The organism is Pseudonocardia endophytica (genome assembly GCF_004339565.1).
GTDB lineage: Bacteria > Actinomycetota > Actinomycetes > Mycobacteriales > Pseudonocardiaceae > Pseudonocardia > Pseudonocardia endophytica.
The window spans coordinates 2,722,767-2,736,204 of sequence record NZ_SMFZ01000001.1; the positions used below are offsets into that span (position 1 = coordinate 2,722,767).

Here is a 13,438-nt window from a genome sequence, read left to right on the forward strand (position 1 = left end):
CAGGACCGTGGTGAAAGCTGGTTGAGCACGTTCCTCAGTCTTGCAACCCGACACCCCCGGGCCTGCGTCGGGGTGACGGGTACGCCCGATCAGGCGATTCAGATGCCCGCGACCAGGGGAGGCCGACGCGTGGCCATCCTGGTCGACCGGGTCTCGCGAGGCGTGCCAGGATGAAGGTCCGTCCGCCGTGGTGTAAAGGCAGCACCTCGGATTTTGGTTCCGATGGTCCAGGTTCGAATCCTGGCGGCGGAGCACAGCCCCTGACATGCGGAACGGCCCGACGGGTCTCCCCCGGCCCGGGCCGCGCGGTCGCCGCGGCACCCGTCTCCGGCATCGACCGAGCCCGAACGGGCCGTCCGGCACGTGGGCGGGCGAGGGCGGCGGTCAGGGCGCGAGCCACTCCAGGGCGGCGACGACCATGGCCTGCGTGCCCGTGTCGCAGGTGGGCTGGATGACCGGCGCGAAGTGCGGAGAATGGTTGGCCGGGACGTCCTGGGCGACGCGGTCGGAGTCGACGGCCCTCTGGTACGTGTCGGGGTCGATGCCGCCGATGACCCAGTAGGTGTACGGGACGCCGAGCGCGGTGGGGATGTCGCTGAAGTCCTCGCTGGCGGTCTGTGGGCCGATGCTCTCGGCCCGCTCTCCGAAGAACCGGCCGAAGGCCGCGGCCACCCGCGTGGTCGGGCCATCGTCGTTGCTGGTGAGCGGGAACCGGTCGAACAGCTCGAACTCCGGGTCCTTCGGACACTCGGACGCACGGCATTCCGCGGTCACGATGCGTTCGACGGCCTCGAGCATCTGTGTCCGGGTGTGCTCGGTGTACGTGCGGAGGTTCAGTTCGATGACGGCGCGGTCGGGGATGATATTGCTCTTGGTGCCGGCCTGGATGCTGCCGACGGTGAGTACCGCGGTCTCCGAGGGCGGTATCCGGCGCGACACCACGGTCTGGAGTCGGACCACGATCATCGCGGCCAGGACGACCGGGTCGACGGTCACGTGCGGCATGGAGCCGTGTCCGCCGCGGCCGTGCACGGTGACGCGCATGCTGTCCGCGGCGCTGAACAGCGGGCCGTTGCGGGTACCGACCGAGCCGGCCGGTGCGGGCACGACGTGCTGGGCCAGGGCGACGTCGGGCGTGCCGACCAGCCCGGCGAGCCCGTCCTCGACCATGCCCCGGGCCCCGTCGCCGGTCTCCTCGGCTGGCTGGAACAGTGCGACGACGGTGCCGTTCCAGGCCTCGCGTGCGTGCGCCAGGAGCGACGCGGCGCCGAGCAGGCACGTCACGTGGATGTCGTGGCCGCAGGCGTGGGCGACCGGGACCTCGTCGCCCTGGGAGTCGGTCGCCGTCACCTCGCTCGCGTAGGGCAGGCCGGTGGCCTCGCGGACGGGCAGGGCATCCATGTCCGCACGCATCAGCACGGTCGGGCCGTCGCCGTTGCGGAGGATCCCGACGACGCCGGTCCCGGCGAGTCCGTCGTGGACCTCGAAGCCGTCCCCGCGCAGCCGCTCGGCGACCGCCGCGGCCGTCTCGTGCTCCTGGTGGGAGAGCTCGGGATGCTGGTGCAGGTGGCGGTAGAAGTCCTCCTGCCAGGACCGCACGACGGGCAGCCCGTCCAGCACCGTTCGCTCGACAGCCATGACGCGCATCATGCCCGACCGCCCTCGTCCACAGGCGGTACGAGGAGTGGTCCCGCGCGTGTGTCGCGACGCCGAGCCACCGGACGTCGCCCGGCACTCCACGACCGCGTCGTCGCGTTCCCTCACCGGTTGATCGGCGGCGTCGGGCCCCAGGAGAAGCCGCGGTCGAACAGGTACCGCAGCTCCGGGTCCCCGACGGCGGTCAGCCGGAGCCCGTCGCCGGAGAGCGTCAGCGTGCCGTCCGGGCCCAGCGCCCAGACCAGGGTCACGCTGCGCGCGTACCTCCGTCCGACGAACGTGCGGTCGCCCGCGAGCACCGGGTAGAGGTCGATCCGGACGCGCTCACCCATCGGGCGGTAGCGGCCCTCGCTCAGGTCGCCGTTGGCCTGGCGCAGCGTGAACCGCGCCGTCCCGTCGCCCTCCCACTGCCCGAACGCGACCTCCTGCCACCGCCCGTCCTGGGACAGCCGTGGCGCGGCGGGCGTCGCGTCGGCGGTCACCCGGTAGACGCCGGGCAGCGGCGACGCCGAGCGGGCCGGCGGCTGCTGCAGGGTCCCGAGCGCCACCCCGGCCCCGGCGAACACGACCAGCGCGAGCGACGCGACGACCCACCGCGTGACCCGGTGGACGCGGGGCCACGGGATCGGCATCGGCTCGGAGTACCCGCTGGTCGGCCTGCCGCTCGCGAACCGGGCGAGGCGGCCGGATTCCGGCAGCGCGACGAGCGCGAACCCCACCGCCAGTGCCAGCGAGAGCTGTTTGACCGGCACGTCGAACGTCATGTTGAGCAGGAACACGACCCCGAGCGCGACGGAGCCGAGCACACCGCCGATCCATGCCGTCCGCCGCCAGATCAGCAGCACGCCCGCGAGGAGCTCGGTGATCCCGGCCAGCACCTGCACGGCGGGCGAGTACGCCATGAACGTCCACAACAGACCCATCGGGCTCTTCTCGCCGACGGTCAGCAGGGCGTCCGCGTAGTCGACGCGGCCCATCTGGCCGAGGAACACCTTGCCCCAGCCGTAGGCCAGGACCGAGACGAGCAGCGCGGCGCGCAGCACCGCGTGCGCCATCCACAGAACGGTCGTCAGCCGGCTCCCACGACCGGCTCCCGATGATTCCCCCATGCCGCGATCGTGGCCGGTCGACCGGTCGCCGCGCGTCCTCCCGGAGTACTACTGCATCCGTGGTGGTTCACGCGCTCGCAGTGTTCGTCACCGGTCTCCTCGCCGGCGAGGAGCTGATCGTCCGATGGGGTGTGCAGCCCGCGTTGCGGGGCCTGGGGGACGCCGCGCACCTGGAGGCGCGGCAGGCCCTGGTGCGCCGCCTGAAGGTCGTCGTGCCGATGCTGATCGTCCCCGCCGTGGTGCTGACCGTCGTGTCGCTCGTGCTGTCCGCGACGACGTGGCGCTGGGCGGGTGCGGCCGTCCTGCTCGTGTTCGTGCTGACGTCGGCGATCGGCACGGTGCCGATCAACATCCGGGTCGACGCGTGGGACCTCGACGCGCCGCCGGACGACTGGCGTGAGGTCGTGCGGCGGTGGGAGCGGATCGACGTCCTGCGCTCCTCGGCCGCGGTCGTCGCGTTCGCGTCGCTGCTCGCGGGGCTCGTCGCCTGACGGCTAGACCCGCGTGCTCCGCAGCAGGTGGGTGCACGCCGTCGCGCGGAGCGTCCCGCCCATGGCGTCGATCTCCCGCCGGAGCGCCGCGAACAGCTCGGTGCGACGGTCCGGGTCGAGCGTCGCGTGGTCGCTGAACGTGCCGAGCAGGTCGATCCAGCCGTCCGCGGTGAACGTGCGCGCCTCGCGCCAGATCTCCGTCGTGACCTCGCCGAACGCGGGGTCCGCGACCACCGGGTCGCTGTCGTAGGCCCGTGCGCCGCGACCGTGCCCGCCCGCCTCGACGCCCAGGTCGGCGTAGACGCGTTCCAGCCGCTCGACCGTGGCGTCGTCGAGCACGTGGTAGTTCCAGAAGCGGGCGAGCGTGCCGCCCGGCCGGAGCACTGCGGCGGCCTTCGCCACGCCGCGCGCCGGCTCGACCCAGTGCCATGCGGAGCCGCAGGTCAGCAGGTCGAAGCGGCGGCCGTCGTCGTCCCAGTCCTCGAACGGCGCGATCTCGACGACGACGCCGCGGGACCGCGCGACCTCGGCCATCCGCGTGTCGGGCTCCACACCGAGGACGTCCAGTCCGCGCGCGATGAGGCCGACGGCGGCCCGGCCGTTGCCGCAGCCGATGTCCAGGACACGGTCCGGGCGCCGTGACGCGAGATCGTCGAACAGGCCGTCGGCGTAGGGCGGGCGGTAGCGGTCGTAGTCGGCGGCCCCGGCGCCGAAGCTCTCGGCGCGCGCCCGGTTCCGGTGCCACTCGACGTCGGTCACGTCACGACCCTACGACCGGCGCCGCCGTGGCGACGCCGGCCGGAAGGGATTCAGTCGAGCGCGGCGTCCAGCGTGATCTCGACACCGGTCAGCGCCTTGCTCACCGGGCAGCCGGCCTTCGCGGCCTGCGCCGCCTTCTCGAACCCGGCCGCGTCCAGGCCGCTGACCTCGCCACGCACCGTCAGCGCGATGCCGGTCAGCTTGAAGCCGCCGTTCGGGTCCGGGCCGAGCGAGACGTCCGCGGACACCTCGAGCGCCTCCGGCGTGCCGCCCGCCTCGGCGACGTTCGCCGAGAGCTGCATCGCGAAGCACGCCGAGTGCGCGGCCGCGATGAGCTCCTCCGGGCTGGTCGTGCCGCCGGCGTCGTCCGCGGCCCGCTTCGGGAAGCTGACCTCGTACGTGCCGACCTTGCTGCTGCTCAGCTCCACCTGACCGGACCCGTCCTGCAGTCCGCCGTTCCAGGCCGTCCGAGCGGTACGCGTGGGCATCGATTCCTCCTAGGGATCCAGAGCTGTACCCGTCCGGGACAACCCGGTGACCGGAGCGACCAGCCCCCACCTCCGGACCGCTGCGACGGGCGGTCTCCGGGCCGCGCCGAACGGCCCAGCCGGGACGCGTTCCGCGCTCCGGTGCGGTGATCATCGGAATCGGCGTGGACGAGCACGGCGCAACGGCCCGGACGGGCACCCGTAGGATTCGTCGCGGCGTGCGAGACGGACCGGCCGGCGTCGCGCCACCGTCCCCCGGGACAACGGGAGACCACCGCCCGGTGAACACCGACGACACCACGTCTGACGAGGCAGGAGTCGAGATGCCCGACGGTCACCAGCCCGCGGCGTCGATCGTGCTGGCGGCGGGCGCCGGCTCGCGCATGCGGTCGGCCGTGCCGAAGGTGCTGCACACGATCGCCGGACGGAGCCTGCTGGGCCACGCCGTGCACGCCGTCGGGGAGCTCTCGCCGGAGCACCTGGTCGTGGTCGTCGGGCACGAGCGGGAGAAGGTCGCGGCGGAGACGGCCGCCGTCGCCGACGAGCTCGGCCGCCCGATCGCCACGGCCGTCCAGGAGCGCACGCTCGGCACCGGCGACGCCGTGCGCTGCGGGCTCAGGGGACTGCCGACCGGCACCACCGGCACCGTGCTCGTCACCTACGGCGACGTGCCGCTGCTCTGTCCGGACGCGCTGCGCGACCTGGTGCGCGAGCACGAGTCGGCCGGTGCGGCCGTGTCGCTGCTGACGATGGAGGCGCCCGACCCCACCGGCTACGGACGGATCGTCCGCCAGGGCGGTGCGGTGCACGCGATCGTCGAGCACGCCGACGCCACGCCGGAACAGCGCGCGATCACGGAGGTCAACTCCGGGGTCTACGCGTTCGACGCGGCGTTCCTCGCCGACGGCCTCGCCGGGCTCGCCGCACACAACGAGCAGCAGGAGCTCTACCTCACCGACCTGATCGGCACCGCCGTCGACGGCGGGCGCCCGGTCGCGACCCTGACCTGCAACGACCGCTGGTCGCTGTGCGGGGTGAACGACCGCGTGCAGCTGGCGGGCGTGCGCGCCGAGCTGAACCGCCGGGTGCTGGAGCGCTGGATGCTCGACGGCGTCACCGTCGTCGACCCGCGGAGCACCTGGGTCGACGTGCAGGTCCGGCTGGGCACCGACGTCGTGCTGCACCCGGGTACTCAGCTGCACGGCCGGACGACCGTCGGCGACGGTGCGGAGATCGGCCCGGACACCACCCTGCGTGACTGCGAGATCGGGGCAGGCGCCGCGGTCGTCCGGACCCACGGGTCGGAGTCGGTGATCGGCGACGGAGCATCGGTCGGCCCGTTCGCCTACCTGCGCCCGCACGCACGGCTCGGCGCACGAGGGAAGATCGGCACGTTCGTCGAGGTCAAGAACTCGGACATCGGCGACGGGACGAAGGTCCCGCACCTGACCTACGTCGGCGACGCGACGATCGGCGAGATGAGCAACATCGGCGCCTCGTCGGTGTTCGTCAACTACGACGGCGTGCGCAAGCAACGCACGGTGATCGGTTCGCATGTCCGGACCGGATCGGACACGATGTTCATCGCTCCGGTCCGGGTCGGCGACGGCGCCTACACCGGCGCCGGCACGGTCCTGCGCGACGACGTGCCGCCGGGGGCGCTCGCCGTCTCCGGCGGGCCGCAGCGCACGATCGAGGGGTGGGTCGCGCGCAAGCGTCCCGGCACGGCCGCCGCCGAGGCGGCCGGACGCTCCGCAGATCCCGACGTCCCACAGACCGACCCCGCACAGAACGGCACGGGCCCGCACACCATCGCGGAACCGGCCGGTGACACCCGCCGAGGAGGCACGACACGGTGAGCGCGATCGCAGGAACGCCGAAGAAGAACATGATGCTCTTCTCCGGCCGTGCGCACCCGGAGCTGGCCGAGCACGTGGCCAAGGAGCTCGACGTCACGGTCACGCCGCAGTCGGCGTACTCGTTCGCCAACGGCGAGATCTTCGTCCGCTTCGAGGAGTCGGTGCGCGGGAGCGACGCGTTCGTCCTGCAGGCGCACTCCGCCCCGATCAACGAGTCGATCATGGAACACCTGATCATGGTCGACGCGCTCAAGCGCGGGTCCGCCAAGCGGATCACCGTGGTCATGCCGTTCTGGGGCTACGCCCGGCAGGACAAGAAGCACCGCGGCCGCGAGCCCATCTCGGCCCGGCTCGTCGCGGACATGTTCAAGACCGCGGGGGCCGACCGGATCCTCACCGTCGACCTGCACACCGCCCAGATCCAGGGCTTCTTCGACGGGCCGGTCGACCACCTGTTCGCGCTGCCGGTGCTCGCCGAGTACGTGAAGGCGTCGCGGCCCGATGCGAACTTCGCCGTCGTCTCCCCGGACTCCGGACGTGTGCGGCTGGCCGAGCGCTGGTCGGAGACGCTGGGCGGTACGCCGCTGGCGTTCATCCACAAGTCGCGCGACCCGCGCAAGCCGAACGAGGCCGTCGCGAACCGGGTGGTCGGTGACATCGAGGGCCGCTGCTGCGTCGTGATCGACGACATGATCGACACCGGTGGCACGGTGGCGAAAGCGGTCGACGTGCTCCTCAAGGAGGGTGCGTCGGACGTGATCGTCGCGGCGACGCACGGCGTGCTGTCCGGACCGGCCACCGAGCGCCTCGCGAACTGCGGCGCCGACGAGGTCATCTTCACGGACACGCTCCCGATCCCGGAGGAGAAGCGGTTCCCGAAGATGACCGTTCTCCCGATCGCCCCGCTCCTGGCCGAGGCGATCCACCAGGTGTTCGAGGACGGATCGGTCACCAGTCTGTTCGACGGGAACGCCTGAGCACCTGATCCGTCGGGGCCGTGCACGGCCCGTCACCACGACCGCGTATCGTTGGCCCATCTCCGCGGCGAGGGCGGGTTGCACGACAAGCCCGCCGTGATCGACGTGGGCCGATCTCCGATCGCCCTCCTCGCCGCGCGCCGACGACATCGCACGACGCACGAGGAAGAGCAGAACCGTGGCCCAGACCCGCATCGCCGCCGAGACCCGGACCGAGTTCGGCAAGGGCGCCGCCCGCCGCACCCGGAAGGCCGGCAAGATCCCCGCCGTCCTCTACGGGCACGGCACCGACCCGCAGCACCTGTCGCTGCCGTCGCTGGAGTTCGCCGCCGTCGTCCGCGAGCAGGGCCGTAACGCCGTGCTCGAGCTGGACGTCTCCGACGCGACCGGCGCCCCGCAGCTGGCGCTGACCAAGACCGTGGTCGTGCACCCGATCCGGCCGTACATCGAGCACGTCGACCTGCTGGTCATCAAGCGGGGCGAGAAGGTCGAGGTCGAGCTCGACGTCGTCGTCACCGGCGAGGCCGCCCCCGGCTCCCTCGTCTACCAGGACCTGAACACCGTCCTGGTCGAGGCCGACGTGCTGAACATCCCGGAGAACATCGAGGTCTCCGTCCAGGACGCCGAGATCGGGACCCAGTACCTGGCCGGCGAGCTCCGCCTGCCCGGTGGCGTCGAGCTGCGCACCGACCCGGAGTCCCTGGTCGTGCAGGTCGCCGCGGCGCCGACCGAGGAAGAGCTCGAGGCCGAGATCGACACCGAGGGTGCCGGCGTGGTCGAGGACGCCTCCGACGAGGAGGAGGCCGCCGCCGAGGCCGCCGAGGGCGAGTCGGACGAGTCCTCCGAGGACGGCGACTCCGGCTCCGAGGGCGGCGACTCCGAGTCCTCCGACTCGTGAGCCCGGTGCCGGGCCCCGCTCTGGTGGTCGGGCTCGGCAACCCGGGTCCGGAGTACGCCGAGACCCGGCACAACGTCGGCTTCCTCGTCGCCGATCTGCTGGCGGCGAGGGCCGGCGCCCGGTTCTCGGTGCACAAGCGGTCGAACGCCGAGATCGCCCAGGGCCGTCTGGCCGGGCGTCCGGTGACCGTGGCCAAGCCGCGGACGTACATGAACGTCAGCGGCGGCCCGGTCGCCGGGCTCGTCCGGTACTTCTCGGTGCCCGCCGAGGAGGTCGTCGTCGTGCACGACGACCTGGACCTCGGCTTCGGCGTCATCCGCCTCAAGCGCGGAGGCGGCGAAGGCGGGCACAACGGGCTGCGGTCGATCAGCCAGTCCGTCGGGACCAGGGACTACCTGCGCGTGCGGTTCGGCATCGGCCGTCCGCCCGGTCGTCAGGACCCGGCCGACTACGTGCTCAAGCGGTTCTCCACGCCGGAGCGCAAGGAGCTGGAGTTCGCCGTGGACCTGGCCGTGGACGCGACCGAGGCGCTACTCGAACAGGGTCTGGAACCGGCGCAGAACCGGTTCCACGCACTGTCGGGCTGAGGTCGGCGGGCGGGCCGGGACGGAGACGCCGCCGATCCGCTCGACATGAACACCACTGTCGTCCCGGACGACGCTGAGAACCGTGACGTCCATCTCGGCCCGTCGCCCGCCACCTACCCCGTCGTGATCAGATCCGCCGTGGCGGCGCGGCGAAGCTTCCCCGACGGTGTCTTGGGCAGACTCCCCGGCGCCAGGACCACGACCTCACCGGGCCGTACACCGACGGCCGAGAACACCCGCCCGACGACGTCGTCGCGGATCGCCTTCACCGCGTCGTCGGAGTCCGCGTTCCGGGCCTCCACCACCACCGCGAACGTCTCGCGCCGCCGCCCGTCCCCCGCGGCGAGGCGCACGGCGACGACGTTGCCCGCCCGCACCCCGTCGGCCGTGCCCGCGGCGCGTTCGATGTCGGTCGGGTAGATGTTGCGGCCGCCCATGATGATCACGTCCTTGGTCCGTCCACAGACGACGACGGCGCCGGACTCGGTCCGGTACCCCTCGTCACCCGTGTCGAACCATCCGGCCGTGTCCTGAGTGGACACCGGACCGTCCACGGTGAGGTATCCCGGCGTCACGGCCTCGCCGCGCAGTTGCAGCGCACCGACCTCGCGCGGACCGAGCACCTGCCCCTTCCCGTCCACGGCGCGGACCTCGAGTCCCGGCAGCGGCGGCCCCAGCTCCGGGAACGCACGTGACGGGCGGTCGGAGATCGCGGGCGTGGCACGCCTGCCGTTCTCCAGGGAGTCGGCGTCGATCTCGTCCACCTGCAGTCCGGTATGGACAGGAGCGAACGAGACGCCGAGCGCGGTCTCGGCCATTCCGTAGGCGCACAGCACGGACTCGGGTCGCAGCCCGAAGCGCGCGCCCGCGTCGGTGAACGCGGCCACCGCGACCGGGTCGATCGGCTCGGCACCGTTCAGGGCGATGCGCAGCGACGACAGGTCGAGCTCCCCGTCGTCGACGCGCGCGAGCTGGCGGCCGAGGATCGCGTACGCGAAGTTCGGTGCGGCGGTGACCGTCCCGCGGTACTTGGAGATCAGCTCCGCCCACAGGCGCGGACGGGCCAGGAACTCGGCGGGCGTGACGGTCACGAGGTCCAGGCCGACGGTCATCGGGATCGTCAGGAAGCCGACCATCCCCATGTCGTGGAACAGCGGGAGCCACGACACCATCCGGTCGGTCGCGACGTCCAGTTCGGACGCCTCGACCATCGCCGCGATGTTCGCGTGCAGGTTCCCGTGGGTGATCCGCACGGCCTTCGGCGTGGCCGTGGAACCGCTGGTCAGCTGGAGCAGGGCCGTGTCGGACTCCGCGGCCACCGAGGCGTCGGGCGTGAACCCGGAGGCGTCGCCCTCCAGCGAGGAGAGCGTGCGGAACGCGACACCCTGCTCGGTCAGCACCGGCGCGAGCGCGTCGAACGGCGGGCCCAGCAGCACCATCGTCGCGTCGATCATGCGGAGCGTCTCGACGGTGTCCTGCGCCCAGACGGCGAGATCGGTGCGCTGCGTCGGCTGGTGCAGCATCGTCACGCTGCCGCCGCAGAGCCAGACCGCCTGCGCCGCAGGAGCGATGGCCGCCGGCTCGCCGGCGAGCACACCGACCGCCCCGCCGTGCGCGAGACCCGGCACACCGTCCGCCCCCTCGGCGAGTGCGGCCGCGGCGGCGCGGGCGGCGTGGTGCACCTCGACCCACGAGCGGCTCAGCGGCTCGTGCGGCTCGCCGGTGGTCATCCCCCGGGTCGCGCCGGACGCGGACTCCAGCATCGTCGCCAGAAAGCGTGACATGACGCCACACTACGGGCGCCGGATGAACGGCATCCCCACCGGAGGCGTCGGCGTAGCATCCGGCGACGTGTCAGAGCGTCCCGTCCCGCCGCCCCCGCCCGCCGAGCTCGCCGACGCGGTGAGCCGCGTCCTGCCGGGCGCCCGCACCGATCTCGAGTCGCTCGTGCGGATCCCGAGCATCTGGGCCGATCCAGCGCACGCCGACGACACCCGTCGCAGCGCGGAGGCGGTCGCCGAGCTGGCCCGCGCGGCGGGTCCGGAGTCGGTCCGGATCATCCAGGCCGACGGCGGCGCACCGGCGGTCGTCGCGCACTGGCCTGCGCCGGAGGGCATGCCGACGGTGATGCTCTACGCCCACCACGACGTGCAGCCGACCGGCGGCGACGACCAGTGGACGTCGCACCCGTTCGAGCCCACCGAACGCGACGGCCGCCTCTACGGCCGCGGCGCCGCGGACGACAAGGCCGGCGTGATGACGCACCTGGCCGTCCTGCGCGCCTACGACGGCCGCCCACCGGTCGGCGTCACGCTGTTCATCGAGGGCGAGGAGGAGTCCGGCTCCCCGACGCTGACGGCTCTGCTGGCCGAGCACCACGGGTCGCTCGCCGCGGACGTCATCGTGATCGCGGACGCGGCGAACCCGGCCGTCGACGTGCCGGCGCTGACGACGAGCCTGCGGGGGCTCGTCGACGTCGTCGTGGACGTCGCGATGCTGGAGCGGCCCGTGCACTCCGGTGTCTACGGTGGACCGGTCGGCGACGCGCTGACCGCGTTGTGCCACACGCTGGCCTCGCTGCACGACGACAAGGGCGAGGTCGCCGTTCCGGGTCTGGTCGTCGCGGCGAGCGACGCCCCCGACCAGGACGAGGCGACGTTCCGCAGCGACGTCGGCCTGCTCGACGGCGTGGAGCTGCTCGGCAGCGGCACGATCCCGGAGCGGGTCACGCACAAGCCGGCCGTCGCCGTGCTCGGCATCGACGCGCCGCGGGTGGCCGAGTCGTCGAACGTGCTGCTCCCCAGGGCCAGGGCGATGGTGAGCATGCGGCTGGCTCCCGGCCAGGACGCCGCCGAGGCGCAGCGGGCGCTCGCCGACCACCTGGAGAAGCACGTGCCGTGGGGCGCCCAGGTGACGACGACGCCGGGCACCGGGGTCGCGGAGCCGTACACGCTCGAGGCCACCGGCCCGGTCTACGACGCGGCCCGGCGCGCGTTCTCCTCGGCGTACGGCAACTCGTCGGTGGAGACGGGGATCGGCGGCTCGATCCCGTTCATCGCCGAGTTCGCCAGGACGTTCCCGGGCGCGGCCGTGCTGGTCACCGGCGTCGGCGACCCGGCGAGCCGCTGGCACGGCATCGACGAGAGCCTGCACCTGGAGATGTTCTCCCGCGGTGTGCTCGCCGAGGCGCTGCTGCTGCAGCGGCTGGCCTAGCCGACGACCTGGACCGTGTCACCCGGCTGCAGGGTGGCGAAGAACCTCTTCGCCGACGTGCTGCCGAGGTGCAGGCAGCCGGCCGAGCGGGTGCTCAGGCTGCCGGTGTGGAACGCGACGCCCGGGTAGAAGAACACCGAGTACGGCATCGGCGCGTCGAACTGGCGGCTGTGGTAGTTCCGCACCTTGTTCGACACCGCGAACGTACCCGTCGGGGTCGGCTCGCCCCTGCGTCCGCCCAGCACGCCGACCGGCCCGTAGGTCACGCGACCGTTGCCGTCCATCAGCCACGCCTTGCGGGCGCCCAGCGAGACGCACGCCTCGACGCCCGGCCCGCACGGCGGGCGGTTCGCCGCCAGCGCCCGGCCCGCCGACGCCGTCGACTCGGACATCGACGTCGTCGCCGAGGCCGCGACGAGCGACTGGACACGCCCGGCGGGCACCACGGTCGCCGCCGGCAGCACCGCAGCCGTCGCCTCCTTCTCCGGGCCTGCTGCGGAGGCGGCACCGGTGACCGTCGTCGCCACGAGAGCGGCCACGGCGAGCACGATGGTGGCCAGGAGCGGACGGCGGGCAGCGGGCTTCACGGGACCCCCAGAGTTGAGACGAGGCGATCGGATGGCGCGGATCGTAGACCCCACCGCGTCACCCGATCGGTGGCCGTGACCACTCTGCAACCGCTCCGGAGCCATTGCGTGGCGGGGAATCCGTCCTCAGGGGACGACCTGGACGAGATCACCCTCCCGCAGTGCCCCGAAGAACGCCGCGGACGACTTCTGTCCGAGATGGACACAGCCGTTCGAGTTCTCCGACGGGTTCCCGCCGTGGAACGCGATCCCCGGCGCGAAGAACACGGAGTTCGGCATCGGCGCGTTGTCGAACTGGCGGCTCAGGTGGTCGCGGTCCTTCCACGACACGGTGAACGTGCCGACCGGTGTCGGGTCGGAGCGGCTGCCGCCGCGCGCCGCGACGGGCCCGTAGGTCACGTGCCCCGCGCCGTCGGTGAGCCAGGCCTTGTGCGCGGAGAGATCGACGCAGGCGCGCGCCGTCGGAGCACAGGGCACCTCGGCCCGCGCGGGAGCCGCGGGAGCGGGAGCGACGGGAGCCGGCGGCGCGGGCGGGGGCTCCGGCGCGGCCTGCGCCGGCGCGGCCATGCCGCCCACGGCTGCGGCGGACAGCGTGCCTGCGGCCAGCACGGCGAGTCGGCGGGCGGGTGTCATACGGCCTCCTTCGGGGGCGGTGGACCGTTCCGTCGGATGGCGTACCCACCCCTCGAACGGGCTCACACGGCCTGAACCGGGATATCCGGGAAAGCGCTGGTGAGCGCGGGTCACGACCTCTTCCGGACCGGAAGCACCGCCGCCGCAGGGAATGCCATGGACGGTGGACGGGTACCAGGGA

Annotated in this window: 13 protein-coding genes and 1 tRNA gene; 7 read left to right on the plus strand and 7 right to left on the minus strand. The window is 72.8% G+C overall.

The features are described from left to right. Positions 1–181: 181 nt before the first annotated feature. Positions 182–252: transfer RNA gene (locus EV378_RS12335), tRNA-Gln, on the plus strand. 132 nt (positions 253–384) lie between these two features. Here the strand turns inward: EV378_RS12335 and EV378_RS12340 are convergent. After that, positions 385–1,638 (minus strand): amidohydrolase, encoded by a 1,254-nt coding sequence (locus EV378_RS12340; RefSeq protein ID WP_207908646.1) that lies wholly within the window; start codon positions 1,636–1,638, stop codon positions 385–387. Positions 1,639–1,760: 122 nt separating this feature from the next. After that, positions 1,761–2,711, minus strand: a complete 951-nt coding sequence (locus EV378_RS12345; RefSeq protein ID WP_132424160.1) for a hypothetical protein — start codon at positions 2,709–2,711, stop codon at positions 1,761–1,763. A gap of 113 nt (positions 2,712–2,824) precedes the next feature. Between EV378_RS12345 and EV378_RS12350 the strand changes: the two genes are divergently transcribed. Further along, on the plus strand, positions 2,825–3,256 hold the full coding sequence (locus EV378_RS12350; protein ID WP_243653410.1) for an anthrone oxygenase family protein: 432 nt from the start codon (positions 2,825–2,827) through the stop codon (positions 3,254–3,256). Positions 3,257–3,259: 3 nt separating this feature from the next. Here the strand turns inward: EV378_RS12350 and EV378_RS12355 are convergent, their stop codons facing one another. Together EV378_RS12355 and EV378_RS12360 are read right to left on the minus strand one after the other, a co-directional pair. Then, entirely contained in the window at positions 3,260–4,015 is a 756-nt protein-coding gene (locus tag EV378_RS12355; protein ID WP_132424166.1) for a class I SAM-dependent methyltransferase, read from the minus strand. 50 nt (positions 4,016–4,065) lie between these two features. Further along, on the minus strand, positions 4,066–4,503 hold the full coding sequence (locus EV378_RS12360; protein ID WP_132424169.1) for an OsmC family protein: 438 nt from the start codon (positions 4,501–4,503) through the stop codon (positions 4,066–4,068). A 323-nt stretch (positions 4,504–4,826) separates the two neighbouring features. On the opposite strand from EV378_RS12360, the gene glmU reads away from it, so the two are divergent. The 4 genes from glmU (at position 4,827) to pth (ending at position 8,824) form a co-directional block, all read left to right on the plus strand. After that, positions 4,827–6,362: a bifunctional UDP-N-acetylglucosamine diphosphorylase/glucosamine-1-phosphate N-acetyltransferase GlmU gene (glmU, locus tag EV378_RS12365; RefSeq protein ID WP_132424172.1), complete on the plus strand. Its 1,536-nt coding sequence runs from the start codon at positions 4,827–4,829 to the stop codon at positions 6,360–6,362. Next, positions 6,359–7,339, plus strand: coding sequence for a ribose-phosphate diphosphokinase (locus EV378_RS12370; RefSeq protein ID WP_132424175.1), 981 nt, complete (start codon positions 6,359–6,361; stop codon positions 7,337–7,339). Before glmU ends, EV378_RS12370 begins: the two co-directional genes overlap by 4 nt. Before the next feature lie 178 nt (positions 7,340–7,517). Continuing rightward, on the plus strand, positions 7,518–8,237 hold the full coding sequence (locus EV378_RS12375) for a 50S ribosomal protein L25/general stress protein Ctc (RefSeq protein ID WP_132424178.1): 720 nt from the start codon (positions 7,518–7,520) through the stop codon (positions 8,235–8,237). Next, positions 8,234–8,824 (plus strand): aminoacyl-tRNA hydrolase, encoded by a 591-nt coding sequence (pth, locus tag EV378_RS12380; RefSeq protein WP_132424181.1) that lies wholly within the window; start codon positions 8,234–8,236, stop codon positions 8,822–8,824. The genes EV378_RS12375 and pth overlap by 4 nt, the downstream gene beginning before the upstream one ends. Positions 8,825–8,937: 113 nt before the next feature. Here the strand turns inward: pth and EV378_RS12385 are convergent, their stop codons facing one another. Beyond that, a complete protein-coding gene (locus EV378_RS12385; RefSeq protein ID WP_132424184.1) occupies positions 8,938–10,608 on the minus strand; it encodes a fatty acyl-AMP ligase in 1,671 nt (556 codons plus the stop codon). 67 nt (positions 10,609–10,675) lie between these two features. On the opposite strand from EV378_RS12385, the gene EV378_RS12390 reads away from it, so the two are divergent. Next, positions 10,676–12,037, plus strand: a complete 1,362-nt coding sequence (locus EV378_RS12390) for a dipeptidase (RefSeq protein ID WP_243653411.1) — start codon at positions 10,676–10,678, stop codon at positions 12,035–12,037. Here the strand turns inward: EV378_RS12390 and EV378_RS12395 are convergent. Both EV378_RS12395 and EV378_RS12400 read right to left on the minus strand, forming a co-directional pair. Continuing rightward, positions 12,034–12,624 (minus strand): L,D-transpeptidase, encoded by a 591-nt coding sequence (locus EV378_RS12395; RefSeq protein WP_243653412.1) that lies wholly within the window; start codon positions 12,622–12,624, stop codon positions 12,034–12,036. The genes EV378_RS12390 and EV378_RS12395 overlap by 4 nt on opposite strands. Positions 12,625–12,750: 126 nt before the next feature. Further along, positions 12,751–13,257 carry a L,D-transpeptidase gene (locus EV378_RS12400; RefSeq protein ID WP_132424190.1) on the minus strand — a complete coding sequence of 169 codons (507 nt, stop codon included), beginning with the start codon at positions 13,255–13,257 and terminating at the stop codon, positions 12,751–12,753. Positions 13,258–13,438 lie beyond the last annotated feature (181 nt).